This is a genomic window from Bradyrhizobium sp. DN3, from assembly GCF_041357655.1.
Classification (GTDB): Bacteria; Pseudomonadota; Alphaproteobacteria; order Rhizobiales; family Xanthobacteraceae; genus Bradyrhizobium.
This window is the reverse complement of sequence record NZ_JAULLN010000012.1, coordinates 85,093-111,644: the sequence shown is the minus strand read 5'-3', so window position 1 is coordinate 111,644 and position 26,552 is coordinate 85,093. Positions and strand designations below refer to the sequence as shown.

25 protein-coding genes and 3 pseudogenes are annotated in these 26,552 nt (G+C 61.0%); 9 read left to right on the top strand and 19 right to left on the bottom strand.

The genetic code is table 11. From position 1 onward, the window contains the following. The first annotated feature begins 24 nt into the window (after positions 1–24). Positions 25–969 (top strand): serine O-acetyltransferase EpsC, encoded by a 945-nt coding sequence (epsC, locus tag AAE027_RS19330; RefSeq protein WP_370987096.1) that lies wholly within the window; start codon positions 25–27, stop codon positions 967–969. Here the strand turns inward: epsC and AAE027_RS19325 are convergent. The 5 genes from AAE027_RS19325 to AAE027_RS19305 form a co-directional block, all read right to left on the bottom strand. Then, positions 966–1,832, bottom strand: coding sequence for an ABC transporter permease (locus AAE027_RS19325; protein WP_370987097.1), 867 nt, complete (start codon positions 1,830–1,832; stop codon positions 966–968). The two genes, epsC and AAE027_RS19325, sit on opposite strands and share 4 nt — an antisense overlap. Beyond that, entirely contained in the window at positions 1,825–2,685 is an 861-nt protein-coding gene (locus AAE027_RS19320; RefSeq protein WP_370987098.1) for an ABC transporter ATP-binding protein, read from the bottom strand. Before AAE027_RS19320 ends, AAE027_RS19325 begins: the two co-directional genes overlap by 8 nt. Further along, positions 2,682–3,740, bottom strand: coding sequence for an ABC transporter substrate-binding protein (locus AAE027_RS19315; protein ID WP_091878551.1), 1,059 nt, complete (start codon positions 3,738–3,740; stop codon positions 2,682–2,684). The genes AAE027_RS19320 and AAE027_RS19315 overlap by 4 nt, the downstream gene beginning before the upstream one ends. Positions 3,741–3,762: 22 nt before the next feature. After that, on the bottom strand, positions 3,763–4,689 hold the full coding sequence (locus AAE027_RS19310) for a TauD/TfdA dioxygenase family protein (protein ID WP_370987099.1): 927 nt from the start codon (positions 4,687–4,689) through the stop codon (positions 3,763–3,765). A 290-nt stretch (positions 4,690–4,979) separates the two neighbouring features. Further along, on the bottom strand, positions 4,980–6,416 hold the full coding sequence (locus AAE027_RS19305; protein WP_370987100.1) for an FAD-dependent oxidoreductase: 1,437 nt from the start codon (positions 6,414–6,416) through the stop codon (positions 4,980–4,982). 370 nt (positions 6,417–6,786) lie between these two features. On the opposite strand from AAE027_RS19305, the gene AAE027_RS19300 reads away from it, so the two are divergent. The 3 genes from AAE027_RS19300 to AAE027_RS19290 all read left to right on the top strand — a co-directional run bounded on the left by AAE027_RS19300 (position 6,787) and on the right by AAE027_RS19290 (position 11,108). After that, positions 6,787–7,617 carry a class I SAM-dependent methyltransferase gene (locus AAE027_RS19300; protein WP_370987101.1) on the top strand — a complete coding sequence of 277 codons (831 nt, stop codon included), beginning with the start codon at positions 6,787–6,789 and terminating at the stop codon, positions 7,615–7,617. A 31-nt stretch (positions 7,618–7,648) separates the two neighbouring features. Beyond that, entirely contained in the window at positions 7,649–8,992 is a 1,344-nt protein-coding gene (locus AAE027_RS19295) for an LLM class flavin-dependent oxidoreductase (RefSeq protein ID WP_370987102.1), read from the top strand. A 340-nt stretch (positions 8,993–9,332) separates the two neighbouring features. Further along, complete coding sequence (locus AAE027_RS19290; RefSeq protein ID WP_370987103.1) at positions 9,333–11,108, top strand: phosphatase PAP2 family protein; 1,776 nt, start codon at positions 9,333–9,335, stop codon at positions 11,106–11,108. A gap of 98 nt (positions 11,109–11,206) precedes the next feature. Here the strand turns inward: AAE027_RS19290 and AAE027_RS19285 are convergent, their stop codons facing one another. From AAE027_RS19285 to AAE027_RS19275, 3 genes are read right to left on the bottom strand one after another with little or no spacing between them, the layout of a single operon-like run. Then, complete coding sequence (locus tag AAE027_RS19285; RefSeq protein WP_370987182.1) at positions 11,207–12,049, bottom strand: ABC transporter ATP-binding protein; 843 nt, start codon at positions 12,047–12,049, stop codon at positions 11,207–11,209. Beyond that, positions 12,046–12,852 (bottom strand): ABC transporter permease, encoded by an 807-nt coding sequence (locus AAE027_RS19280; RefSeq protein ID WP_370987104.1) that lies wholly within the window; start codon positions 12,850–12,852, stop codon positions 12,046–12,048. The genes AAE027_RS19285 and AAE027_RS19280 overlap by 4 nt, the downstream gene beginning before the upstream one ends. Before the next feature lie 2 nt (positions 12,853–12,854). After that, complete coding sequence (locus tag AAE027_RS19275) at positions 12,855–14,252, bottom strand: ABC transporter substrate-binding protein (protein WP_370987183.1); 1,398 nt, start codon at positions 14,250–14,252, stop codon at positions 12,855–12,857. A 485-nt stretch (positions 14,253–14,737) separates the two neighbouring features. Between AAE027_RS19275 and AAE027_RS19270 the strand changes: the two genes are divergently transcribed. After that, the gene (locus AAE027_RS19270; protein ID WP_370987184.1) at positions 14,738–15,430 is read left to right on the top strand and encodes a Crp/Fnr family transcriptional regulator; all 693 of its coding nucleotides are present in this window, start codon (positions 14,738–14,740) and stop codon (positions 15,428–15,430) included. Here the strand turns inward: AAE027_RS19270 and AAE027_RS19265 are convergent. The 8 genes and pseudogenes from AAE027_RS19265 to AAE027_RS19230 form a co-directional block, all read right to left on the bottom strand. Continuing rightward, positions 15,427–15,705, bottom strand: a complete 279-nt coding sequence (locus AAE027_RS19265) for a HEAT repeat domain-containing protein (RefSeq protein WP_370987185.1) — start codon at positions 15,703–15,705, stop codon at positions 15,427–15,429. The two genes, AAE027_RS19270 and AAE027_RS19265, sit on opposite strands and share 4 nt — an antisense overlap. After that, positions 15,691–15,801, bottom strand: a pseudogene (locus AAE027_RS19260) (HEAT repeat domain-containing protein); the annotation flags it as partial. The pseudogene AAE027_RS19260 and the gene AAE027_RS19265, both read right to left, overlap by 15 nt. Next, on the bottom strand, positions 15,750–16,169 hold the full coding sequence (locus AAE027_RS19255) for a HEAT repeat domain-containing protein (RefSeq protein WP_479714228.1): 420 nt from the start codon (positions 16,167–16,169) through the stop codon (positions 15,750–15,752). The gene AAE027_RS19255 and the pseudogene AAE027_RS19260, both read right to left, overlap by 52 nt. Further along, complete coding sequence (locus AAE027_RS19250) at positions 16,142–16,387, bottom strand: HEAT repeat domain-containing protein (RefSeq protein ID WP_370987105.1); 246 nt, start codon at positions 16,385–16,387, stop codon at positions 16,142–16,144. Before AAE027_RS19250 ends, AAE027_RS19255 begins: the two co-directional genes overlap by 28 nt. Before the next feature lies 1 nt (position 16,388). Beyond that, complete coding sequence (locus AAE027_RS19245) at positions 16,389–16,622, bottom strand: 4Fe-4S dicluster domain-containing protein (protein ID WP_370987106.1); 234 nt, start codon at positions 16,620–16,622, stop codon at positions 16,389–16,391. Between the two features lie 14 nt (positions 16,623–16,636). Beyond that, a pseudogene (locus AAE027_RS19240) lies at positions 16,637–18,269 on the bottom strand (fumarate reductase/succinate dehydrogenase flavoprotein subunit). A gap of 8 nt (positions 18,270–18,277) precedes the next feature. Continuing rightward, positions 18,278–18,451 (bottom strand): gamma-butyrobetaine hydroxylase-like domain-containing protein, encoded by a 174-nt coding sequence (locus AAE027_RS19235; RefSeq protein WP_370987108.1) that lies wholly within the window; start codon positions 18,449–18,451, stop codon positions 18,278–18,280. A gap of 140 nt (positions 18,452–18,591) precedes the next feature. After that, entirely contained in the window at positions 18,592–18,939 is a 348-nt protein-coding gene (locus AAE027_RS19230; protein ID WP_370987109.1) for a DUF3088 domain-containing protein, read from the bottom strand. 664 nt (positions 18,940–19,603) lie between these two features. Between AAE027_RS19230 and AAE027_RS19225 the strand changes: the two genes are divergently transcribed. Further along, on the top strand, positions 19,604–19,813 hold the full coding sequence (locus AAE027_RS19225; RefSeq protein WP_370987110.1) for a hypothetical protein: 210 nt from the start codon (positions 19,604–19,606) through the stop codon (positions 19,811–19,813). Beyond that, positions 19,810–20,319 (top strand): Lrp/AsnC family transcriptional regulator, encoded by a 510-nt coding sequence (locus tag AAE027_RS19220; RefSeq protein ID WP_370987111.1) that lies wholly within the window; start codon positions 19,810–19,812, stop codon positions 20,317–20,319. Before AAE027_RS19225 ends, AAE027_RS19220 begins: the two co-directional genes overlap by 4 nt. Before the next feature lie 262 nt (positions 20,320–20,581). On the opposite strand, the gene AAE027_RS19215 is transcribed toward AAE027_RS19220, so the two are convergent. The 3 genes and pseudogenes from AAE027_RS19215 to AAE027_RS19205 all read right to left on the bottom strand — a co-directional run bounded on the left by AAE027_RS19215 (position 20,582) and on the right by AAE027_RS19205 (position 23,818). Beyond that, complete coding sequence (locus tag AAE027_RS19215) at positions 20,582–21,658, bottom strand: amino acid ABC transporter permease (protein ID WP_370987112.1); 1,077 nt, start codon at positions 21,656–21,658, stop codon at positions 20,582–20,584. Then, complete coding sequence (locus AAE027_RS19210) at positions 21,655–22,803, bottom strand: amino acid ABC transporter permease (RefSeq protein WP_370987113.1); 1,149 nt, start codon at positions 22,801–22,803, stop codon at positions 21,655–21,657. The genes AAE027_RS19215 and AAE027_RS19210 overlap by 4 nt, the downstream gene beginning before the upstream one ends. Before the next feature lie 57 nt (positions 22,804–22,860). Then, a pseudogene (locus AAE027_RS19205) lies at positions 22,861–23,818 on the bottom strand (amino acid ABC transporter substrate-binding protein). A gap of 1,091 nt (positions 23,819–24,909) precedes the next feature. On the opposite strand from AAE027_RS19205, the gene AAE027_RS19200 reads away from it, so the two are divergent. Both AAE027_RS19200 and AAE027_RS19195 read left to right on the top strand, forming a co-directional pair. Continuing rightward, positions 24,910–25,812 carry an ABC transporter permease gene (locus AAE027_RS19200; RefSeq protein WP_370987114.1) on the top strand — a complete coding sequence of 301 codons (903 nt, stop codon included), beginning with the start codon at positions 24,910–24,912 and terminating at the stop codon, positions 25,810–25,812. Next, positions 25,802–26,539 (top strand): ABC transporter ATP-binding protein, encoded by a 738-nt coding sequence (locus AAE027_RS19195; protein ID WP_370987115.1) that lies wholly within the window; start codon positions 25,802–25,804, stop codon positions 26,537–26,539. Before AAE027_RS19200 ends, AAE027_RS19195 begins: the two co-directional genes overlap by 11 nt. Positions 26,540–26,552: the final 13 nt, after the last annotated feature.

Sequence of the window (26,552 nt, the reverse complement as noted above, 5' to 3'; positions counted from 1 at the left end):
TACAATTCATGGGGCTGAGGCGGCATGAAGCACGAAATCCCCCGCGAACTCTCCGAGAATGAGGCACGCAACGCCGATAGCCCCAAGCGCTGGCACCTCGAGCGGCTCGTCGCCGCGCTGCGCGTCTCCCGCGAGGAGACCCACAGCATCCGCCGGGATGGCGAGGCCCGTCGACCGCCCGCACGCGAGCCCCTTCAGGCCATCCTGGATGGCCTGACCGAAGCGCTGTTCCCGCGCCACTACGGTCAGTTCGAGCTCGATGGTGAGAATATCGACTATTTCGTCGGCAACCGACTCAGCGTTGCGCTCGATAGCCTTTCTGACCAGATTCACCGTGCCGCGCTCTTCATCGGTGACGAACTCACGCCCGGCTTCCGGCGCGAGGATGCCATCGAGCTGACGCGCAAGTTTGCCTCGCAGCTTCCCGATGTGCGCGGGTTAATCATCAGCGACCTCCGCGCCGCCTTCGTTGGCGATCCCGCGGCCAGGAACTTTCCGGAGATCCTAATCGGCTATCCCGGGATGACCGCGATCATCCATCACCGGCTGGCCCATATCCTTCATCAGCTCGGCGCGCGGCTGATTGCAAGACTGGTGGCGGAGATCGCCCACACGAGGACCGGCATCGACGTTCATCCCGGCGCCAGCATCGGCTCCGGCTTCTTCATCGATCACGGCACGGGCGTCGTCATCGGGGAGACCGCCGTCATCGGCCACAACGTCCGCATCTACCAGGCCGTGACGCTCGGTGCGCGCCATTTCCCGACCGACGGCGATGGCAATCTGATTAAGGGCGACGCGCGGCACCCGATCGTTGAGGACGGCGTCGTGATCTATGCCGGGGCAACAATCCTGGGCCGGATCACGATCGGCCGGGGCTCGACCATCGGCGGCAACGTCTGGGTGACCCACGACGTGCCGCCGAACAGCATCGTGACGCAGGCCACCGCCCGCAGCAAGCAGGGTTAGACAGCCGGAGCCTTCCAGCGCATCAGGCGGCGCTCCAGCGCCTCGAGGATGGCGTTGAAGACGAGGCCGATCACGGTGATTCCGAGGATGCCGAAATACATCTGCGGGATCAGGAAGCTGTACTGGCTGTTGATGATGAGATAGCCGAGTCCTGACTTTGCGCCGACCATTTCAGACGCCACCAGCACCAGCATCGCCGAGGCACTGGCGAGGCGAATGCCGACGAAGATCGTCGGCAACGACGCCGGCAGGATCACTTTTCGGAACAACTGGCTCGGTGTCGCGCCCATCGTCCGCGCCGATTTGATCAAGAGCGGGTCGACCTGGCGTACGGCCGCGATCGTATTGAGCAGCAGCGGCCAGGCGCAGCTATAGATCACCATGGTGACCTTCGAGAGCTCGCCGATCCCAAGCAGCAAAATGAAGACCGGCAACAGCGCCAGCGGCGCCGTATTGCGCGCGATCTCGATGATCTGGTTGAGGAAGTTGCCGAGCCGGGCGTACCACCCGGTGACCAGCCCGAGCGGCACCACTAGGGCGACTGCGATCAGGAAGCCGCTGAGGGCCCGCAGCAGACTTGCAGTGACGTCGTCGTAAAGCTCTCCCGTCTGTGCAAGCTGCCAGCCCGCCGCAATCACCTCCGAGAACGGCGGCAGGAACGTCATATCCACCAGCCCCAGCCGCGGCACGGCTTCCCAGACCGCCAGAAACAGCAGCACCAGCAGAGAGCGCTGCCCTATGGCGCCAAACCACCGGACAAGACTACCAGTCGCCGCCGTGAGCGCGCCGGCGCGTTGCCTGGCCCGATCCTTTGGACTCCCCTCGGCGAGTTCCAGCAGCGTCAGTATCTCCAGATTAGACATGAGCCAACTCCTTCGCCTTTCCGGCGCGCTCGCCGTCCTGTGCGGGTACCTGGCAGCCCTGCGCCTTCAACACTTCGTCGCGCAGCAAAGACCACACCTCGTGCCGCACGCGTCCAAATGCGGGGAGCGAACGGACGTCCTCGGTCTCGCTGTGCAGCTCGGCGGGAATATCGACAATCTGCTTGATCCGGCCGGGGCGCGAGGTCATCACCGCCACGCGCTGACCAAGGACCACGGCTTCATCGATGCCGTGGGTGATGAACAAGATGGTTTTTCCCGTGCTGCGCCAGATCCGCAGGAGCTCGCCTTGCAGTGTCTCGCGTGTTTGCGCATCGAGCGCCGCAAACGGCTCGTCCATCAGCAGCACTTCCGGATCGTAGGCGAGGCTGCGGGCGATCGCGACGCGCTGCTTCATGCCGCCGGAGAGCTCGTGAGGGTACCGATCGGCGAAGCCGGACAGACCAACGAGATCGAGATAGTGCAGCGCCCTCTCCCGCCGCTCCCTGGCTTTCAGGCCGGCAATGTCGAGCCCGAACTCGACATTCTGCGCGGCCGTGCGCCAGGGAAACAGCGCATATTGCTGGAACACGATGCCGCGATCGCGTGCCGGTCCCTCGATCACCTTGCCATCGAGCAGGATGCGACCGCCGCTGGGCGTCGTCAGGCCGCCGAGCAAGTCGAGCAGGGTCGACTTGCCGCAGCCGCTCGGCCCGACCAGCGCAAGGAATTCGCCGGTCCGGACATCTAGCGTGATGTCGTCCAGCGCAGTGAAGCGCTGCGCCGGCCCGCTATCCTTGCCGCGGACCAAGAACTCCTGGCGCACATGCTCAAAGCGGATCTTGGCCGTGGTCATTTGGCCTCCGCGGTCTTGCCCGGGCGAAAATAGTTGAACTCGTTGGTATAGAGATCGGAAGGCTTGATCTGGTCCGGCTTCAGGAGACCATCCTTGACCAGCCAGTCGACCCATACCTGGAGCTCAGCATCGCCGATCATCCCGCCCTTGGTCGCAACGCCCGTGCTCTTCCAGTATTTGATGGGCGCGGCGTCCTCGTTGCGCTTGCGATCGGCGATGATGCGCTCGAAGCGGGCACGGACCTCTTCGGGCGGCGTCGTCTGTGCCCAGGCGATGGCATGGGACACGCCCTCGATCAGCTTGCGGGACGTGTTCGGATTGTCCTTGATGAACTTGTCCCGCAGCACATAGGACCCGCCGGTGAAGTTTCCGAAGATGTCGGTATCCGCAAACAGCCGGCGGATGCCGCCCCGTTCGAGTGCCTTGTCACGCAGCACGCCGTTGAGCGTGGTCACCTCGACCTGTCCCTGCCGCAAGGCCTGCTCGCCGGTGACCGGTGGGATGGCAACCAGCGTCACCTGCTTGGCTTCTGCCGGCGTCAAGCCGTTGCGGGACAGATATTCCCGCAGCACGAATTCGAGGTGCGCACCCAGCGTGTTGACCGCGACCTTCTTTCCGATCAGATCCCGAGCTGTCCTGATCGGACTGTCCTCCTTCACATAATAACCGTTGTATGTGTTGTCGTCAGACCCGTAGTAGCCGACCACCGCCTTGATAGGCGCCTTGGCCGCGATCAGCTTGATGATTGCGCCATAGAACGCGCCCCCGATGTCGATATCACCAGTGACGACGGTCTGGATATCCTGCGGTCCGCTGATGGTATTGCCGACCCATTTGAGCTTGAGCGGCGCGAGATAGCCGAGGTCGTCGGCCAGCTCAATGAATGTCACCTGGCCGGCCCAGCCCTGGTAGCGTATCTCGGTCTTTTCGAGCTGTGGATCGGCCAGGGCGTTTCCGACGAGCCCCGTCAGAGCGAGGGCGGCCAGGCCGAGTAGCCGCGGCTTTGCACGCAAGCCGGCAACCAGGCGGCGCAAGGCAGAAGCGATGATTCTCATTGTCTTCACTCCCTCAGCTGTTTCAGGCGGCCTTCGCCTGCGGCTTTGCCGACTTGATGCGCGTCACACTTTGTCGGCCGTCGATGCTGACCGGCACATCGCCATCGATGGTGGCGCGGCGGACCACGCGGTGCTGATCGCCGTAATCGTTGACGGCGTAGTGTTGGGTGGCACGGTTGTCCCAGATCACCACGTCGGCCTGCCGCCAGCTCCATCGCACCGTGTTTTCGGGCGCGGTGATGTGCGACTGGAACAGGTCGAACAGCTTCTGGCCGTCATATTTCGATAGACCGACGAAGCGCTGGACGAAATTGCCAAGCAGCAGCGTCCGTTCGCCGGTTTCGGGATGGACACGGACGACGGGATGCTCGGTCTCGTAGACCGTCGCCGTGAAGACCTCCTCGAATTGCTTCCGGTCGGCTTCGCTCGCGCGGTTCTTGACCGCATAGTCATAGGCATTGCTGTGCACCGCCCAGAGCTCATCCGCGAGCTTGCGCAGCGGCGCCGGAAGGTCGAGATAGGCTGCGGCCGTATTCGACCAGATCGTGTCGCCGCCGAACTCCGGGATCACGACCCCGCGCAGGACCGAGATCTTGGGATAGGCGTCGACGAACGTGACGTCGGTGTGCCACTGGTCGGCGCGCCCGCCTCCGCGCGCAGAGTCGAGTTCGAGGATCGAGGCCGTGCCCTTGGTGGCGCCGACCGTCGGGTGCGGTACCAGCTTGCCGAGCCGATGGGCAAAACGCTCCTGCTCGGCATCGTCGAGGTGATTCTGGTCACGGAAGAAGATGACTTTGTGCTCAAGCAGAACTTGGTTGATCGCCGCAATCGTCCGATCCGGCAGATCGCCGGAAAGCTTGATGTTCCTGATCTCCGCACCGATACGCGCCGATCGCTTGACGATATCCGCGCGCGGGATGACATTGTCGATGGTGATTGCGTCCGTCATGTCAACTTCCCCAAGACCGCGATCCAATCTGGACAAGGCTCCGCCGTTCGCCGATCGCTGAAGCGATGACGGAGTGAAACGCTGGCGAGGTGTGATCGGCCCTCTTGGGATCGTCGCCTTACTCCCCGGCGGCCATCGCGTCGTCTGGGACCTTCCAGTGGAAGCTGCATCAATGCAGCTTCGTTCTCAGTCGGACGATGCTAACTCATGGCCTTCGGAAAGGGCTTCCAAAGTTTGAAGCGAACGGGAAATAGTTGCGTTTACGGTCACGTTGCATCCGGCGCCGTCTCCTACTCCGCTGCGGCAGTATAGGGCGGGCGCCAGACTGCCGACCGGTAATGCCAGGCGTCGAAATCGGCGGCGATCGGAGCATTGATGCGGACCTCATGCGCCGGAAGATCGGCCAGGAAGAGATCGCGGCTGATCCGTCCGACGACGCCTGGGACATCGCGCTTGAAACTAGGAACGTCTCCAATCGGCAAGCCAAAACTGACGAAGGCCGCGGGGTTGAAGACGTGAATGTCGCGAAGATAGGGCGCGCGGCCAGGCTGCTTTTCTAGGAATTCGTGGCCCGCGCCGAGATAAGGATGCGCCGCCAGGGCTTCGTCGCGCTCGTCCGCCGGCGGCGAGAACCGGTCGCCCCACAAAAGAATATCGTCCGCGAACGCGGCAAGCTCCGGCTGCCTGCGCAAGTCGACCGCGTATCCTGTTCCGGCAATGACGAAATCGAACGCGATATCGCCTTGCGGCGTGGTTGCAAGAAGTCGTGAGCCGAAGGTCTTTGCCGATGTCCAGGGGGCTGCAAGATGCAGGCGGAAGTTTGAAAACTTCACGGCGCGCGCGATCGCGTCGGGTGGGGCCGTCGATCCGGCGCGCCGGTAGCGAACGGCCTGTTGCCAGCGCAAAGCGTCGGGGAGCGCGCCGTAATTGTCGTAGGCGCCGGGATAGCCGCGCGTCCGGATCACCGGCTCCGAGGCGAGCTTGTCACGGCGTACAAACAGGTGAACCTCCCGCGCGCCATTTTCCAGAGCGACCGCGGCCGCATCGAAGGCGGAGGCCGCACCGCCGAGCACGGCGACCGACTTCTCCCGCAAGCTCTCGAAATCGATCGCATCGGCGGTGTGTGCATAGAGCTTGCCTGGCAGCTCGCGCAGGACCTCCGGCAGATAGGGACCGCCATTGCCGCGGAAGCCACTGGCGAGAATGATCTTCCGCGTCGTTTCCGTCGTGATTGCACCTCCCCGCTCCAGATGGAGGCGCAAATGACTGCCGGCCGGCTCGATGCGAATCAGCCGCGTCTGATAGCGCACTTCGATCGAAAGCACCTTGCGGTACCAAGCGAGATAGGCGGCCCAGTCCAGCCGTGGGATGCGATCCAGCGCCTCGTAGGCGCCGGCACCGTGGCGCTCCTCGTACCACGCCTGGAAGCTCAGGCCTGGCAACCCGAGTTCGGGACCGGGCAGGTTCTTCGGCGTCCGCAGCTTGTGCATGCGCGCGTTCGTCAGCCACGGGCCCGACGCTCCGCCGTTGTTGGCGGCATCAATCACCGCGATCTTGCCAATGCCTGCGCGCCGTAAAGCAAAGACGAATGCGCTCCCGGACTGTCCGCCGCCGACGATCACGACGTTGTGGTCGATACCCTCTCGATCAGGCACCCAGTTCTGCGGATCGGGCCCGATCAGGCGGAGAGTTTCGCGTGCAGCAAAATCAGTATCGGACTGAGGCATGTATGACACCCGGCATCGTTGTAGCATAAGATACTGTCAAATCGTAAAAGCGTGCAGTCAATGAAATGAAAGCAGCTTTGTTTGCGCGCCCGCACGAAGATCGCGTTGTTAGCGTCACCGGTATGGAAAGATCTCGATCGAAGGAGCTTTCGCACCCAACCTGGACGTCACTTGAGGCAGCAGGACCGATGCGTCGCGGTGCATCAGATGACTTTACTCTCGTCTAAGTTCACCGTGTTTTGCGCAAATTCATGCTCGCGCCGCGGACAACAACGTAAAGCCATTTCATCGACATTCGAACCGACCGCGGCATAGAGTTTGGCTGATCGGACCGCGCGATGCGGCCGTCTTGCGGGCGGAGGAATTCACGATGTCGGACCTCGGCGTCATAAGCCTCGAACAAGACACGCCGGAGCTTGCTCGCAGCTACGAGCAAGCCGGTATTCTCCAATTCCATCACGGCAAGTTCCTGATCGGCCCGCTCGCACTAAAGGCAGGAGACCGCGTTCTGGACGTCGGCGCTGGCACCGGCCGGCTAGCGGAATTCGTCGCTGGCCTCGTTGGCCCCGAAGGCTACGTCGTCGGCATCGATCCCCTGGAGAACCGCATCGCCATCGCTCAGCTTCGGCAATCAGACAACCTGAGGTTCTCGGTTGGCCGGGCCGAGGACCTTTCGCACTTCGAGACCGGCGAATTTGATGCTGTGTACCTGAACAGCGTCTTTCACTGGATCGAGGATAAGCCCCGCACGCTTCAAGAAATCCATCGCGTTCTCAAGCCGGGCGGCCGGCTCGGGCTGAATATTCAGGATCCGTCGAAACCTCACCAAACCCGGATCCTGCTTGGCGAAGCAATAGTCCAGGCCGGCTTTGCCGACCGCGGCGGCGAGGCGCATCGCGTGCTGGGAACGGACGAGGACGAGCTGAGGATCCTGTTCGCGGACGCTGGTCTCATTGAATACCGGAGCAATCTGCGTTCGTTGTCAGACCTGTACGAGGACGCTGATGCCGTTCTGAAGTGGTCCGAAGCGAGCGCCTTTGGCAACTTCCTGGATTGTTTTTCGCAGTCCGAACGGGACCGGATCCGGGTCATCTTTGCGGACTTGCTTGAGGCCAAGCGCGTCCCTGAGGGGCTGCGTCTCGAAAGGTACTTGCGCTTTGCTTTTGCGCGCAAACCGGATGCGTCGAGCACCGGATCATAGGCCTCCGCCAACAAACCCGAGCAAGACACCCATGAACAATCAGCGGCAGCTTGTCCTCAACCTCTTCCTCTATCCCGGCGGTCACCACGAGGCGGCGTGGCGCTACAAGGGTTCGGCAGCCGACCGCATTCTCGACATCACCTACTATCAGGAGCTCGCGCAGCGGGCTGAAGCCCATAAATTCGATGCCATCTTCTTCGCCGATGGGCCGGCCCTGGCCGACAACGTCCGGTATGCCCAGCGCTTCCGTTTCGAGCCAATCACCTGGCTCGCCGCGATCGCAGCCGTAACCAGCCGCATCGGACTGATTGCGACGGCATCGACCACCTATACCGAGCCGTACAATCTGGCGCGCCTTTTCGCCTCACTTGACCATCTCAGCCGCGGTCGCGCCGGTTGGAACATCGTGACCACCGGGGCGCCGCAGGCGGCCCAGAATTTTGGGCTGCCCGAACATCCTCCGCATCACGAGCGCTATGAACGCGCGCGGGAATATCTGGATGTCATCACCAGGCTTTGGGATAGCTGGGAGGATGATGCGCTCGTCAATGACCCGGTCTCGGGCGTGTTCGCCGAAACGAGTAAGATCCATGCAGTCAATCATGTCGGAAAGCACTTTCGCGTCCGCGGACCGTTGAACATCTCGCGCACGCCGCAGGGACGGCCGGTCTATGTGCAAGCCGGATCTTCCGACGACGGCCGTGCCTTTGCCGCACAATTTGCCGAAGCGATTTTCACCGCACATCAGACGCTCGCAAGCGCCCAGGAGTTCTATGCGGACATCAAGCGCCAGACACGCGCCTTCGACCGCAGCCCCGATCAGATCAAGATCCTTCCCGGCATCAGTCCCTTCATCGGCAGTACGCAAATCGAGGCCGATCGCCTGCATGACGAGTTCAACGAGCTGATCCAGCCGGAATATTCGCTGGCTCAGCTTCGCCAGATGCTGGGACTCGATCTCTCCAGCTACGATCTCGACGGTCCATTCCCGCGCCATCTGATTGACACGAGCAGCGCACGAGGTGTCGCCAGCCGGTTCAAGCTGGTCGTTGACATCGTCGACCGCGAAAAGCCGACGATTCGGCAATTGGTCCAGCGGCTCGCCGGCGCTCGCGGGCATTGGGTGATCGCCGGAACGCCGGAGAAGATCGCAGACAACATCCAGACGTGGTTCGAGAATGGCGCTGCCGATGGGTTCAACGTGATGCCGCCCTGGCTTCCAGGGGGCCTCGACACGTTCGCAGAGCAGGTGGTTCCGATCCTGCGCAAGCGGGGCCTATTCCGGGCAGAGTATACCGGAACGACCTTGCGCGACCACTACGGCTTGGCGAGGCCGTCGAGTGAGTACTCCACCGCGGTCAAAGCCATAGCGTAGGACCCGCACTGCACGTCGCGGTCTAAATGAATACGCGGAGAGTCTGAGCCGTCTACTCGACACCGCGAGGCTAGGCTTGCGTCGTCGCGAGACACCAGCCATCCGCAATGAGCGAGCGCCAGGGTTCTTTCAGTTCTCGATGCCTCCTCGAGCCCTGCGCTACGTCAATGCACGACCAGGACACACGAAACGAATTCGCTCTCCCTGACTTGGGTCCGCGAGTAGAAGCACACCGGGCTCATACAATCTTTGGTATTATAGTTCAGTGAGAAGCGCAGGTGTGCGTGTTAGCGTTCGCAGCGTATCCCATTCTGGGCTTGACGTTCATCAGGAGATACGCATGACAGACAACTTCGACGCTTCTAGCGCTGCCGCCTCGCCGATTGATGACGGCGCCGACGAACAGCGCCGCAGATTCCTCGGCCTTGCTGGCGGCGTGGCGCTTCTCTCAGTTACAAGCGTTGATGCGTTCGCCAGCGCTGAGGATAGGCCGAGAGCTGGAGCCGGTGAAGGGCCGTCCTCGAGCGATGATGCGTTTCGCGAACGCGCCTTCAAGATCCGCGTCGCCGCAGCGCAAGCCAATCGCGATGCACCTGTTCTGCCGCACCCGACCAACGGCGATGAGGAGCGCTACCCGAACCATATCGGCTCCGACACTCGAGGTTTGCCGCACGATGCCCGCGGCGAAGTCGACCCGGCCGCCTTCAAAGCTTCCCTCAAGGCCTATGCATCCGGCGATCCCGCGCTGTTCGAGGCCATACCGCTCGGTGGCACCCGCAAGCAGCTCAACCCGATCGGCACGCTTGCCGTCAGTCTCGAGGGGCTGAACCCGGCGCAGTTCGCGGTTCCTCCGGCGCCGGCACTCGAAAGCCCCACGCGTGCCGCCGACATCGTTGAGCTTTACTGGCAGTCGCTGTTGCGCGACGTGCCGTTCACGGCATTCACTGACAATACCGACAACAAGGATATTCTTGCCGCCGTCGACGAACTTAACAAGCTTACCGGCTTCAATGGTCCCCGCGCCGCCGGGAAGGTGACGCCACACACGCTGTTCCGCGGCACCGCCCTTTATCTCGATAAGTCCGACCCGACGGGTCGCACCGGACGCTACGTGGTTCCGCCCGGCACTCTGGAAGGCCCCTATATCTCGCAATTCGCGCTGAGGGACGCGCCGCATGGCGCGCAGCATATTCCTGCCCGAATCAGGACCGTCACGCTGGAAAGCACCTTTTTGACCGACTATGACGAATGGCTCACGGTACAGAACGGAAAGTTCTCGGGCAAGACGCCAAAATTCGATCCGACGTTGCGCTTCATCGCGACAGGCCGCGATCTCGCCGAATACGTCCACAACAACTCGGCAACTTTCTGGGCCGCGGCGCTGCTGCTCGGCACACCCGCCGACAAGACGAACCCAAGCTATGGCGGCTTCGGAACGCCGCTCGCACCGAGCAATCCATATCTCAAATCGAAGACCCAAGTCGGAGCCTCCAATACATTTGCGCTGCCCTACATCCAGGGACTGCTGCCTTACACGGCCTCACGCGCGATCCGCGTTGCCTACTGGCAAAAATTTTTCATTCATCGCACGCTCCGACCGGAAGCCTATGCTGGGTTGATTCACCACCGGCTCGCAAACAAGACAGACTACCCGATCCATGCTGACGTCCTTAATTCACAGGCACTGGCGCGCAGCGTGGCGAAATACGGCACGCACCTCCTCTCCCACGTCTATCCAGAGGGCGCGCCGATCCATTCAAGCTATCCCGGTGGCGCCTCTCAGATCGCTGCGGCCTCGGTTACGATCCTGAAAGCGTTCTATGACGAGAATGCCATCGTTCCCAATCCGGTGCAGCCGGACCCGAAGGATCCGACCAGGCTGACACCCTATGAGGGCCCGCCGTTGACGATCGGCGGCGAACTCAACAAGCTCGCGTGGAACTATGGCATTGGCCGCGATTGGGCCGGCATCCATTTCCGCTCGGACTTCTCCTCCTCGCTGGCGCTGGGCGAAGAGCTCGCTATCAGCATTCTGCGCGACGAGCGCCTCACTTTCCGCGAGCCGTTCGAGGGCTTTTCCTTCACACGCTTCGACGGCAGCAAGGTGACGGTCTGAAGCGGCTGAACGCGCCACACCCTCCCGAGAGAGAGAGCGCAACACTGGCGCGGTGGCGGTCTGTCCCGCCATCGCGCCATGCGCATTCCGGGGTAGATCTAGCCGGCGCCCATCCCGAGCGGACTCAGCCGGGGCAATGGCAACCCATTCGCCGGGCGCCGCAGCAGGTTGAGCACGTCTCGCTTGAGACGCACAAACTCGCTCTCGGTGACAAGCTCGCTGTGCCGCGGCCGCGTAAACGGCAGGCGGATGTCGTCGATGAACCGTCCCGGCCTCGCGCTCATGACGATGATCCGATCGGCCAGAAACAAGGCTTCCTCGATATCATGCGTGACGAACACGGTCGTCGTCGGTATCTTGGTCCAAATGTCGAGCAGCACCTCCTGCATCAGGCTGCGCGTCTGGGCATCCAGCGCGCCGAATGGTTCGTCCATCAACAAAACCCGCGGCTGGTTGATAAGGACCCGCGCTATCTCGACCCGCTGCTGCATGCCGCCGGACAGCTGCGATGGGTAGAAGTGCTCGAATCCCTCAAGACCTACCAACCTCAGAATTTCGTCCGCGGCACGACGCCGCGCGGCCTTGGCAACGCCGCGCATCTTCGGCCCAAACTCTACGTTGTTGCGGACCCGCTTCCATGGAAACAGCGTGTGCTGCTGGAACACAATTCCCCGATCCGGACTTGGACCCAGGATCGGCTGATCGTCGACGGTCAATCGTCCCCTTGTCGCCTGCAAATGCCCCGCAAGCGCTCCGAGCAGGGTCGACTTGCCGCAGCCGGACGGACCGAGGATGCAGACGAGCTCGCCCGGAGCAACCGTGAAGTCGAGATCATGGACCGCCTCAAAGGCCTCGGCTCTCTCGCCAAGCGAGATCGAGACCTGGCCGACGTCGATCCGGCCTACCCTCTGTGCTGCGATGTCAGACACGCGAACGTTCATCGTGCCACCGCCGGACGCCGCCATGGCATAAAATATTGCCCGAGTGTCGTCAGGAGCCAGCTGCTGCCCATCCCGAGCAGACCGATGACCAGCATGCCCACGATGATGTCGGCATAGTTCTGCAGCGTATAGGCCTCCCACGTATAATAGCCGATTCCGAACTGGCCCGAGATCATTTCCGCGGTGACGAGACAGAACCAGGAGGTGCCCATGCCGATGGCGAGGCCCGTCACGATGCTGGGCGCCGCGCCCGGCAGCACGATCTCGCACAGGATCGCGGCCGGCGTACCTCCGAGACTTCGTGCGGAGGCAACCAGCCTGCGGTCGATATTGACGACGCCATGCACGGTGTTCAGGATGATCGGAAACAGCGCGCCGATGAAGGTGATGAAGATCATCGACAGTTCGGACGACGGGAAGATCAGGATCGACAGCGGTATCCACGCAACGGCCGGAATCGGGCGCAGCAGTTCGAGCGGCGGCAGCAAAAGGTCGCTGGCGGCTCGCGACCGGCCAATCGCAAAGCCAAGGGCTATTCCGATCGCCACTGCGGCCCCATACCCCGCAAACACCCGCCACAAACTGCTCGTGACATGCGCCAGCAGCTTCGGCGACTTCAAGAGAACGATCGCCGACTGCACCACCTCGGTCGGCGGCGGCACGTTGCGAAACGTCACGACGCCGAGATTCACATGCAGCGTCGAGGCAAGCTGCCAAAGCGCAATGCAGACAACGATTGAGAAACAGCGCACGAGCCAGCGCCACGCCTGCCGCCCGCCCGCGCTGCGTCGTCGAGATGTCATCGTTACCGACTCACGACGAGGGCTTCGCGCGCGCCGGCGTAATCGACCACTTGGCCGCCGTGCTCTTTCGCCCACTTCTCGGCACCGTCTTTGAGCAGGAAAGCGCTGAGCTCCCCCTTGGGTGCACGAGCGAACCAGGCCTGGTTCGCGAACAGCTTGATGCCGCTCTCGCGGTCCTGGGCATAGACCACGCGGACCGCCTTGCCCTCCTTCTCCAGCGCCGCCAGGGCCTTCAAGGCATTCTCGGGCGAGCTATAGTGGAGCACCTGAGGCTCGTCCTTGACCCAGATCTGCGCCACGCGGCTGAAATCGGTGATATCAGCTCCGGTCGCCGCATCCTTGGCCGTCAGGGGAAGCTGGGCATAGTTTTTCAATTCGACGTCGTAATCACGGCCTGCCTGTGCGAGTGCGGTGCGGATGAACTTGTCGGTCACAAACTGGCTGATATCAAGATCGCTGTCGGCGCGCTTCAGGTGCTTTAGCGTCAGAATCGAGGTTGCGACCGCCTGCCGGTATTCCGGCTTCCAGGTCACGTCGCGCGTCTGTAAGCCAAGCGGTCCATGGAACAAGTAGACCACCTCGGACTCGATGCCCGTCACTTTGGCAACCAGTTCGCTGTATTTCTCCGGCTCTTCCGCGATCAGGCGATCGGCCTCAAGAGCGGCGCGAAGATAGGCGACGACGATCTCCGGGTATTTCTCCGCGTATTCGGCATCGACGAGAGAACCGTGGAAAGTCGGGGCGTTCGCCTGCGAACCGTCAAAAATCTTGCGCGCAAAACCGCGCCACGGGAACAGCTCCGCAAATGGCACAAAGTCTGCGTGCGCCTCGATCTTGTTTGCCTGCAGGGCGGGACCGGCGACTTCAGGTGCCTGTGTGATGATATTGACGTCGGTTTGTGGATTCCACCCCTGGGCCTCGATGGCGCGAAGCAGCATACCATGGGAGGTCGACGCGAAGGGAACGGAGATCGTCTTGCCCTTCAGATCGGCAATCGACTGCGCCGGCGAACTCGCCGGCACCACAATGCCGTTGCCGCTGCCCTTGGTGCTGCCCGACAGCACGCTGATGAACAGGCTGCGGCGACCGGCCTTCTGGAAGGCCACGCCGTTGAGCGATCCCGGAAAATCCGCCATGGCGCCGAAATCAAGTTTGCCCGCCACCATTTCGTTGGTCAGCGGCGCGCCACTGGTGAAATTCTTCCACTGGATGTCGTAGGTGACGTCCTTGTACTTGCCATCGCGCGGCAGGAATTTTTCGAGGAGCTTCAACTCTCGGATCAGAAGGCCGCCGGTCGCGCAATTGATCGTCGTATCCTGCGTCCCAACCGCAACGCGAATAGTTTCCGCGCGCGATACGCCCGTCATGCCAATCGCAGCAACGGCGACAGCAGCGGTCATCCTCACGAGTTTGGACGAGATCATTGGCTCTCTCTTTCGATTGCGCGCGGCCGGCAGACTGCCCCCCGGCACCTCAGGAGCGAACTCTTGAGCCGATGGGGCGGCCGGTGAAGCAATTACTTGCGTTGGGTCCTGCTCGGCTCGCGATGTCCCAATTCCGTCGCAATGCACGAGTGAAGACGCGTTGAATTTCCTTCTAGTTGCACCGCCATGGGAAGATGAATCATTTCTTCGCCAGCCCGTTTTGCGGATCAGTTTGCCAAGTGCATTTCAGCGCAATCAAAGATGTGGACTTTGTGTTTTCGTCCGCCTTAGCTACGCGCGAACTGCAGGCCGAACGGACAGCAATGACCACATTCAAGGACGCTTGGACTGAAAACCCGATTGCGCGAAGTGGCGCTACCGTTCAGCTTGACTGGCCCACCAAGCTGAGCGCTGCCGCGAGAACTGCCACCCGCGTGGCAGACATTGAAACTGCGCTGTTCATGAGCGAAAGCGTCGATGGCCTTAATCTGGGCGCGCATTTTCTTGAAGGCCTGTCGAGCGACGAAAGAGCACAGGTGCTGGCCGCGGGGCGAGCCGTTTTCGCTCGGCAGGGCGAGATGGTATTCAGCCAGGGCGAATACCATGACGGGATTTTCATCATCAGCCGCGGCCAGGTCCGGGTCTACTACACTGCCCCTTCCGGGCGGGAGATAACGCTAGCGTACTGGACGGCCGGACATTTCGTCGGAGGGCCAGAGATCTCGGGATTCGGAGTGCACATGTGGTCCGGCGTCGCCGTTGAGGACTGCGAGATCATCGCCCTGTCCCGCCGCACATTGCAGAAGCTCCTTCTGCAGATCCCATCTTTCGCACTGGCCATGATCGATGGGCTGATCGCGAAGGGCAAGTGCTACTCCTCGATGGCGCAGATGCTGGGCACGCGTTCCGTGATCGAGCGGCTGGCGCAATATCTATTGAATCTTGCTGAACTCTACGGAATTGGAGATGGCAACACAGTCGTCATCAACCGCAAGGCCACCCACGACCAGATCGCTGCAATGGTCGGCTCCACGCGCCAATGGGTCACGATGATGATGAAGCGGTTTCAGAACGAGCACATCATCAGCATCGAGGGTAACACCATCCGTATCGATCGGATCGATCAACTCAAGAAGATCCTGTTCAAGGACTAGCGCGCCGCAATCTGTTGGAGCGCCCAGCTTACGGTCTTCCTCACGTCCGGATCATCGTCGCGTGCGCGTGCGACAAGGGCATCGCGGGCGGCGGGATCGGCGATCTCGCCAAGCGCGGCGGCGGCCTCCTTGCGGAGCGACGGTAGCTCGTCATCGAGGAAGGGAATAATGGCACCCACCGCTCCCCGGAACCGGAGCTTGCCCAGGCTTTGCAACACTTTCTGACGAACCTGCCAATATCTGTCGTTCAACGCGCCGGTGAGCGATGTTGTCACCGAGGCCTGGCCAATGCGTCCGATTGTCTCGGCGGCGACGACCCTCACCTGCCATTCTTGATCCGAGAGCGCGTCGGCGGCCGCCTGGGCGGCGGCCTCGTTTCGCGCAAATGATAGCGCATCAACCGCGGCAAGCCTGACATCGGGATGTCGTCCTTGGTTGCATGGATCAGCGAGGGCAGCGCTTCGGTGAGCTTGAGATAGCCGATCACGCCGACCGCCTGCGCACGCACCGCAGGGTCACTATCATCGAGCGCGGCGACGGCAGGCCCGAGCGAACCGCCGACCTGGAGCGCTTTCAAGGCACAAAAGATCGCGGTCCGTACCAAGGCGCATGGATGTGTCACGAGCGGTAGCAGGATGGCGCTGGCTGTGGGGTCGCGCAGCTCAGCCAGGCTATCCGCAGCCGCCCGGGCAACGTCGGTTACGATATCGATCAGAACGCCAACCAGCGCCTTGGCCACGTCGACGCCATCAAAGTCTCCAGCGCACGCGCGGCCTGCAGCCTGACCCCCGCATCGGCGTCACCCGCCGCCCGCGCCAGCAGAGGCACGGCCTCATCTGTCGACGTCTCCACGAGCTCGATGACTGCGAGACGGCGGATCGACGGGTCGTGGCTTTGCAGTCGCTCCGAGATTTCGTCGAGATCGCCGAAGGACTCGAATGGCTCGAATGCGGTCATGTCAGCGCAACAGATACGGAATGTTGACGGTCACGGCGCCGGTCGGACAATCGGCCTCGCAGGGCATGCAGTACCAGCATTCGTCATACTTCATGTAGGCCTTGCCGGTGAGATCGCTGATCCTGAGCACGTCGAGCGGGCAGACGTCGACGCAAACCGTGCAGCCCTTGTCGGCGATGCACTTGGCCTCATCGATGACAACCGGAACGGTTGTGGGCGTGTGAGCAATCGGCATATGGATTCCATATTTTAGGCGTGCTGGCGAATGCGCTGGCGGTCGTAAGCCGACCGCTCGGATTCGTCGATTGGGACAATATAGGGTGCGATCGCCCGCTTCTCTGCGGTCATGCGCCCGTTCTGTTTGCGCAGGATCGCATGGCAGAACCAGTCGTCGTCGTTCTTCTCGGGATAGTCGACGCGGTGGTGGTAGAGTCCCCAGCGGCTCTCGGTGCGGAACAGCGAGGCGAACGCCGCCATCTCGGCGCAATCGAGAATCGAGGCGACCTCCAGCGAACGCATCAGTTCGTGCGCATCGCGTACCATCATCGCATTTTCCATATCGTCGCGGATTTCGGCGAAGCGCGCCTGCCCCAGCTTCATCTTCGCCGTGACCTTGGGCGGCTGAAGATCGTCGTTCACGAAGCGCCGCGTCTTGTATTCGAGCTGGTTCGGCGGAATCCCGTCCTCCCGCTTCGTCGGCGCCAGCACACGGTCGCGCTCCTGTGCGACATCGCCAGGGTCATAGTTGGGAAGATCGATATTAGCTGCGAATTCGGCGGCATGCTCCCCGGCAACCGCACCGTTGGTAAAGGCGCCGAGCATGTAGTTATGCGGCACACTCGCCATATCGCCGGCCGCATAGAGGCCTGGCACCGTGGTGCGCGCGAACTCGTCGACATAGACGCCGGATGCGCTATGGCCTGAGCAGAAGCCGATCTCGGAAATATGCATCTCGATCATACGCTCGCGGTAATTGGTGCCGCGATTATCATGAAAGCGCCCGCGCGACGGCCGTTCGACATTATGAAGCACGGCCTCGATCTTGCCGATGGTGTCGCTGTGCAGATGATTGAGCTTCAGGAACACCGGACCCTTGCCGGATTGCAACTCGTTATAGAACTCCTGCATCATCTGGTCGGACCAGTAGTCGCCGTGGATTGATCTGGGTTCGCTAGGCCCGCGCCGGCGTGATAGGCCATCGCATTAGCCGTCGCCGGAATTGGTGGCGTTCTCGTAGGTACCCCAGAGATAGCCTGACTGAGGCAGGCCAAGCCGACCCGCCGCACCAGCGCAGAGAATCACGGTCTTTGCGCGCAAGACGAGGAATTCGGCGCTGCGGGTTGAGACCGCGATCGCGCCCGCAATCTCGCCGTCGTGCCCCGTCAGCAGACGCGTTGCCATATAGCGATTGGAGATCAGCACCTTCTCGCGACGCAACTGCCGGTATAGCGCCTTCTTGACGGTATCGCCATTCGGCATCGGCAGCACGTAGGAGCCGATGATGCACCTTCTTGACGTCGAAATCGCCGTTCTCGTTCTTCTGGAATTTGATGCCGAAACGATCGAGCTCCTGGATGATGTCGAAACAGCGTGAGGCGTATTTGTAGACCGGCGCCTGATCACAAATGCCGTCATTGGCAATGGTGATTTCCTTGGTGTATTGCTCGGGCGTGGCATAGCCGGGAATGACCGCGTTATTGAAGCCGTCCATGCCCATTGCAATCGCGCCCGAGCGTTTGACGTTGGCCTTTTCCAGCAGGACAACGCGCGCCGCGGGATTCCTCCGCTTGGCCTTATATGCCGCCATCGGCCCGGCCGTCCCGCCGCCGATCACCAGAACGTCGCAGGCAACTTCCATCAGACCTTGATTGATCTCATCCATCTCGCGACCTAGGCTGGCTGCCGTTCTGCGAGTTCACGCAGATAGGACCAGGGATAGATGCCTCGGTCGTGCCCGTCGGAGAACGACAGCCGTAATGCGTAATTCCCGATCGGCTCGATGGCGGCGACATGAAGTCCTGGCGCAACCGTGAGCTCAACCCCGCCGTGCGCCCACGCGATCATCCGTTCCGAACCCCCGGCCGACGATACCGCTGGCCTTCACGTTCAGAACTCTCCCGCCGCCCCCGGGAGCTGAACTTCATCGCTCAAGTCTTGGCACCTCCCCATCAGCACCTCGCATGCGACACGAATATGCCGGATGCCTATTGGTGGACGTAAGGGAAGGTATATCGATCGGCCAAGTATCGCAGGATGCGCTCGGATGAATCGATAAAGCGCCATCCATTGGCGATGCTTGCGTCCTCTGGCACGGGCTGACTCTGGTCGAAGACGAGGACCGGAAGCGACTGATGCTGCTCGCCCAAGACATCGACGATCTCATTTCTCGGCTTCGCAAAGGACAAGCGATGAACTTCAATCTGCGTGGCCAGGCCTGGAAAGGATGCTAGGAGGCCCTCAATTGCGTTGCAGTGCGGACAGATGAAGAAGCGTCCAGGATGCGCCGCATCCGCGAATCCGGGTTTGAGGAGGAAGAGCCTGTCCCCGCTCATGGCTCTTCAGCTCCGATCGCAGGGTACTTCGTTCGGCTCTGCTTCATGTCGGCGACTCGGTACGATCCATCGCTGCGGCGTTCGCAAAAGACAGTTTCCATGTCGCGCAATCGTAAGGGTGAAGACCGACTAGTCAATGAAATGAAACCTACGTTGTTCGCTTCCCGATACAACGTTCGCTTCGGCGTCAATGCTTGCTCTAGAAGGAACGCGATCCAAACCATCATGTTGACTAGCTCAATTACACAGCGCGCTTGCGCCGACACTGCCCTACATCCCTCACCGCCGGGAATGACGATATCTCGTTTTCCAGTGTCACGGGCCCCGCCTGCGCTCACGGGACCGCGGCAAGCAAATCGGCTGCTCGGCCCTGTTCTCCGTTCAGGAGAGGGAACGCTTGCGAGACATCAGGGACCGACACGATCAGGGCCCACGACCGCCGGGTCTGAGCTACTGCGACGCTGCGAGAGCCCATCGCCTCATGCGCCGACAGCAACGAAATATCTCCGGCGTGCAGACGTCTTGAAACGCGCTTCTCAGAAGATCCGCGAGCTCAGAATGATCTCACCAAACTTTGCCCGACACGCATGGTGCTATGTTCAACGTCGCCTAGAGCGTGATAGCTTGATGCTCGTCTCCTCATTTGACCACCCCTAAGACGAATATGACCTATCTGGCCTCACTGCATTCATTGCTCCTGACCATTCTTGAACGTCTCCGCCAATGGAACTGGCATCCCAATGACGCCCATTCGCATGATCATGATGACCATACCGATGATTTCCATGAGATCTTCCTCTTCGGCCCTCTCCCCGCGACGGTGGCGGCCGTATTTCATCCCCCGTACGACCTTAACGAAGTCTGCTTAAAATGAGCGATATCGCCCTCCAATTTCCTGCACTTAGCCGGCGTCTCGATGTCATCGACCGCAAGATCCTGACGGTACTTCAGGAAAATGCTTCCCTATCAGTTGCTGAGATTGGGGAACGGGTCGGGCTGTCTTCCACGCCCTGCTGGAAGCGCATCCAGCGCCTCGAGGCTGACGGCGTTATCCTGAAGCGGGTCGCGCTGGTCGAGCAGAACAAGGTCGGGCTAGGGATTTCCGTGTTCGTGTCAGTTGAGAGCTCGGATCATTCGGAGGCTTGGCTGAGGGCCTTCTCGGAAACGGTCAGTGCGATGCCCGAGGTGATGGAGTTCTACCGCATGGCAGGTGACATCGATTATATGCTGCGCGTCGTTGTCACGGACATGCAAGCTTATGACGCATTCTACAAACAGCTAATCAGCGCCGTGCCGCTGAAGAACGTCAGCTCGCGCTTTGCCATGGAGAAGATAAAGTCGATCACCGCCTTGCCGGTCCCACCGGAAGCGGCCGAGTAGTTCGTAGCTCTAGGTTGACGGGAGTTTGAGACGTCGCTCTACGCCCGCCCGATCGAGATCGGCTGATTGGGCCAGTTGTTTGGATGGTGGGATTTGCACTCGTCAATCAACAGCAGCTGATAACAACCATCTCTCTGCTCGTCGGCGCGACGTAGCGCAAACTTGGGTTAGGAAGAAGTCCACGCGCAAGTCGTAGATAACGCAATCCTATGCCCCGGTGCCGCCTTCACTTAACCCGGTGCTGAATTTTGCGGACGGCCCCTCAACGTGGCGGTGCGAGGCGCCGCTCGAGCCAGCGGCTGTAATGCGATCCACCATAGCCGATCACGAAATAGAGCCCAGCCGCGAGCAAGAAGGCCTCCTTATAGAACCCGAGCCAGCTCGGATCGGTCGCAGCAGCCTTCGCCGCGTTGAGAACGTCAACTATGCCGATCACCGCAAGCAACGACGTCGCCAACAGGAACCCAATCGCCTGGTTGACGAGGCCCGGGATCACCAGGCGCAGCGCCTGTGGCAGGATAACAAGCCGCATCGCGCGCCAATAGCTCAATCCCAGCGAGGAGGCGGCCTCTTCCTGGCCAATGGGAACGGCCTGTAGACCGCCCCGCATGACCTCAGCGATATAGGCGGTCCAGAACAACGAAATCATGATCATCGCGCGAGGCATCTTGTCAATCGAGATGCCCACCGGCAGCGCCATTGGCAGGATCAAGGTCGCAAAATAGAGGACTGCGACCATCGGGATCGCGCGCATGAATTCGATGTAGCCTATTGTGAGCAGCCGAAGCACTCGCATCCTCGATCGCCGTGCCAGCGATAGCAGGATCGCGAACGGAATAGATAATGCGAAACAGACGGCCCAGACCAGCAGGGTCACGGGCAGCCCGCCCCACTGGTTCGTCGAAACTAGCGAAGGACCCGGTAGGCCGGCCATCAACAGCCAGCACAGGAGAATGACGAACGGCCAGCTGATTACGAGTTCGCGCCGCCAGAATCGCGGCACCGCCGTAACCGCTAGCAAGCCTCCGACCAGGAGGCAGACAACCAATGGGCGCCACTGCAGTTCGAGCGGATAGAAGGCGAAGAGGATGAAGCGCAGCTTCGCTGCAACAAAGGCCCAGCATGCGCCGTCATGGGCCTGGCAGTCCGCGGATGTTCCGTGCCAGGTCGCGTCAAGCAGTAGCCAGCGGAGAAGCGGCGGCAGACTCCAGAGCGCGAAGAGACCTATCACAACTGTGATTGCTGAATTCAGCCAAGTTCCGAACAGACCCTTGCGCAGCCGCCACAAACATCGCGTATCACTTTTGGACGCATTCTTCCCATCACGATTCGCCGTCATGCAGCCCCCTCCCCACGAAGCGCGACCCTGCTATTGTACAGGTTCATTGATGCCGAAACGGTGAGGTTCAAGCCAAGATAGAGCAGCACAACAATCAGGAGCGCTTCGAACGCCTGCCCGGTCGTGTTCGCGGCCGTGTTGACGATGTTCATGACATCCGGATAGCCGATCGCGACGGCAAGGCTGGAGTCCTTGATGAGATCGAGATAGCTGGAGGTCGTCAATGGGGTGATCACGCGTAAGGCTTGCGGCAAGACGACCAACCGAATGACGTTGCCGCGATGCAGTCCGAGCGCTAGTGCAGCGTCCCATTGTTCCGGGCGCACCGATAGCAGTCCGGCCCGCACGATCTCCGCAATGATCGCCGAGAACTTCACGGTCAGTCCGACCAGGAGCGCGGCGAATTCAGGCGTGAGGCTGAAGCCACCGCGAAAGTTAAACCCGCTGATGGCCGGCAATTCGATACTGATGCTTGCGCGACTTGCCGCCAGCACTATACCGAGCGAAACGATACTCAGGAATGACACAGGCAGCGGAGCCAATAGTCCCACCCGCTTGACGCGCCAGCCGCGCCACACCAGCCAGAACCAGCCCCCAAACACAATGGTCGAGGCGAGGGCGGTCCCAACGGAGAGATTGCTTATGATCACTCCTGGCACGGAAACGCCGCGGTTGCTCAGGAACACCCCCTCAAATGCCGTGATGGCACGACGGGGCGGCGGCAGCGCGTGAGCAAGCGCGGTCCAGAAGAACAGCTGCAATAGCAACGGCGTATTGCGGACGATCTCGACGTACCAACGCACCAGGCCAGATAGCATCAGATTGCCCGAAAGCCGCATGATGCCGAGTGCGACGCCAAGGACTGTCGCCAAACAGCAGCCGAGCACCGCGATCTTGGCAGTATTCAGCAGACCCGCCGCGATTGCCCGTGCATAGCTGTCGCCCGCACGGAAGCCGATCATATTTTCACCGATCTCGAAATTGGCGGCGCGCTCGAGGAACTCGAAGCCGGGCGTTACCCCGATCCGTGCCATGGTCGCGGCGATGTTGGAGCCGAGCACGATAACATATGCGACGACACCAATCACGATCGCGAGCTGCAGCGCGGGTTTGGGACCGAACCAACCAAAGAACCGGTGCCGCATGCCCGGTTTCTTCGCCGAACGCGATTTTTGAGGCGCAGCCTTCATCCGCGGCAGACGTCAGCGGAATGGTGGCGAATACAAGAGGCCGCCATCATTCCACAGCTTGTTGTAACCACGCTGCCAGCCGAGCGGTTTAAGGTGGCGGTCAAAGATCTCGCCAGTTGCCGACTGTTTTGATGATGTTGTAGGCCCATTTCGGATCAAGCCCTATCGCCTGAGCCAGTGACGGATCTACACCGAGGAAGCGCTGAATGGCCGGATCGCCCGAGTTTAAGAAGCTGTCGACGTTCTCGGACGTGATTCCCCATTCCTCGGCCTGAATCGTGGCGTTGACAGTCCAATTGACGATCTCGAGCCAACGATCATCACCGCCGGCCAGCGCAGGCGCCAGCGGCTCCTTCGACAGCCGTTCCGGCAACAGAACATAGTCATTCGGCGTCTTCAGTTGCGTGAGCTTACCAACCAGATCGGAGGAGTCCTGCGTGATCGCGTCAACTCGGCCCGATTCCAGAGCAGAGACGAACTCGCTCGTATCCTCGATGGTCACTGGCGTGAACTTATGCCGGTTCTTACGGAAGAAATCTGCGATATTCAACTCGCCAGTCGTCCCGCTTTGAATGCCGACCGTTGCGCCATCGAGTTGAGATGCCGATGTCACGCCGCTGTCTTTGCGAACGAGAAGCCCCTGCCCGTCGTAGAAAATGGTCGGTCCGAAATGGAAACCAAGTTTGAACGCGCGCGTAACGGTGACAGTTACGCCCGAGAGCAAGACATCGAATTCGCCTGCCTGGAGGGCTGGTAGGCGCTGCTGCGGCGAGGAGCTTGTGAACTCGACCTTGCTGGCGTCCCCGAAAACCGCGATTGCCAGGGCGCGTCCGTAGTCAATGAAGAAGCCCTTCCAACGCCCGTCATTATCCGGCGCGAAAAATCCCGGCGTCGTGCCAACACCGACTTTGATGAGGCCGCGCGCCTTGATTCTGTCCAGGGTTGGGCCGGCAGACGCAGCCGTTGACATGAAATAGATCGCGCCAACCAATGAGGCCGCAATCCACCGCGACCAATGGCACCGTGTAGTCATTCCGCTCTCCTGACGCTTCTGGAATTTGGCGGGGTGGCGAGCTTTCAACGTGCCACCGTCCGCGGCGCACTCTTACGAGACAGTGATTGTGTTGCTGGCACTGAAAGGCCGTCACTTAGCGAGTAACGCATCATGGCTCGGCCCGGTGCCGCCCGGCGGAGACACGAGCCGATGAAGCAGGGATACAGTCGCAACCGTCTCTCCCGTTCTTATGCATCAGCCATCGATATTACCTTTGGTAGCTGTATATCCGATACGCAGCCATGACGGTCAATGAAATAGCTGTCTCTTTTTCCGACCGTCGTGGGTGGACCGTTCTCCATTGCCGTTACACGAAGGAACGGCAATGCATGCCCCTTCAAGCAAAATCAATGAAGAGTCGACGTAATGCCTGACTGGGCCATCGACGCGATCGCAGCATACTATGCAGTCGTTGGCACTCCGCCATGACAGTATCCGCCGCGAACGCGACGAAAGCGTCGTCATTCCCGCCTCGAAAGTCTACGCCTGCCCTCAGGCCCCGACGCGTCTGTTGCGGGCGCGGTTCGTGCGTCCGCCGCCCGTTCTGCTGAAAGGTCTCTTGGTCGAAGAATGACGATCATCTGCAGGGGCGATCTCTTCATCGCCACGTTCAGAGGCTGCGGAGTTTATCGTTCCGCGCCGACAGGCGTTGCTAAGATAAACGCTCTTCTCTACGAGGCGAATTGGAATGCGCATTGCTATTTGACTCGTCCCGTGTCGGGCCGCTTGAACCACCATGCCGCTGTGGCTATCGTTGTTGCCTCACCCTGCAGCATCTGTTGCAGCAGCTTGATGAGCCCGAGTAAGAAAGAACTCGGCTCAAGACCGAGAACGTAGAATGGTGGCTTTCCTTTCTGAGCAGCTCCCGTCATCCCGGTCATGTAGGCTGCGCTCAGCGAGCCGCACCTGTTGTCCTCTCAGCGCCTGAATACTTCCCAAGAGCGAGACCTCCTCGCACCATTGGGTGAGCAAGCGATGTGCGCACACCCAAAACTCAGAGCCGTCCGATGATGAGCGACATTACGCTGAATGCACCTGACGTTCCGCTCGATTCCCGTGTCGAAGCTACTTCCAGCACAGTGGCGCTCGACGCGGGACTTGATCTCATCGATCCGACGACGGAACCGGTCGGCGCATCAATCGATTCGAAAGCGCCGCGCTGGCTGCAACGACTCGCAGGGCCTGCCGTGACGCTTGTGCTGTGGCAATTATTGTCGTCGGCAGACATCTTTGACCCGCGCACCACGCCCAGCCCTCTGATGGTGGCAAAGACGTCGCTTGATCTTTTGGCTTCCAACGAGTTGCAGATGCACCTTTTGGCCTCGGTGCAGCGGGTTCTGCAGGGACTGGCTCTCGGACTAATTCTGGGGCTGATCAGCGCCACAGTCGCCGGCCTCACGCGGTGGGGCGAAAACCTGGTCGACACGAACATGGAAGTGCTGCGAGCGGTACCCAATTTTGCACTCTTGCCCGTGCTGATCGCGTGGTTTGGAATTGGCGAAGAATCGAAAGTCACCCTGATCACTCTTGGCGTTTGGGTTGCGATCTACATCAATACCTACGGTGCCATCCGAAACGTCGATGCATCGCTGGTCGAAGCCGCCCGCACCTTTGGCGCTGGCCGGCGCGAGTTGATTACGGCAGTGATCCTCCCAGGAGCTCTTCCGGGATTTCTGGTCGGCCTACGTATCGCGCTGACCTCGGCATGGCTCGCCTTGATTTTCGCTGAAACGATCAATGCGCCACTCGGCCTTGGGCGCATGATGAACGACGCGCGCGAGTATTTCCGGATCGATATCATCTTCGTTCTGCTCAGCGTTTACGCCGTGCTCGGCTTGTTATCGCTGGCGCTCGTCCGCGTTATCGAAAAGCATCTTCTGACGTGGCGGAGGGCGTTCGATGGCGCTTGAAGCCCGGATCGCGTCGTCGGCCCCGGCGAGTAGAGCCGTCATAGTCTCAGGGCTCAACAAACGCTTCGATGTTCGCCCCGTCCTCACCGACTTGTCTGTCGAATTGCAAGCGGGCGAGTTTGTTGCGCTTCTCGGTCGAAGCGGTTCCGGCAAGAGCACATTCTTGCGAGTGCTCGGCGCGCTTGACAAGGAGGCGGAAGGATACGTCCGGGTTCCGCGCCGTCGCGCGGTTGTTTTTCAAGATCCTCGGCTCATGCCCTGGCTGCCGACCTTACGCAATGTGACGATCGGCTTGCCGCAAACGGCTGCCGTCAAGGCGAATGCTCTTCGCGCGCTCGCAGAGGTGGGGCTGGAGCACAAAGCGGACGCCTGGCCACGGACCCTATCAGGTGGCGAGGCACAGCGCGCTGCGTTGGCCCGCGCGATGGTGCGAGATCCACAATTGCTTCTGCTGGATGAGCCGTTTGGCGCGCTGGATGCGCTGACCCGGATTCGTATGCACGCACTTCTTCGGGACCTTTATGTTCGACATTCCCCCGCTGTGCTGCTGGTCACGCACGATGTCGACGAGGCTATCTCCCTCGCCAACAGGATCATCGTCCTCACAGACGGGTGCATTTCGCTGGATATGCCCGTGGATATCGCGCCACCGCGGCAGCGCGACGATCGCGCCTTTGGCGCGTTGCGCCGGCGACTGCTCGCAGAACTTGGCGTCGAGCGCGGATGATCCCGTGGGACGC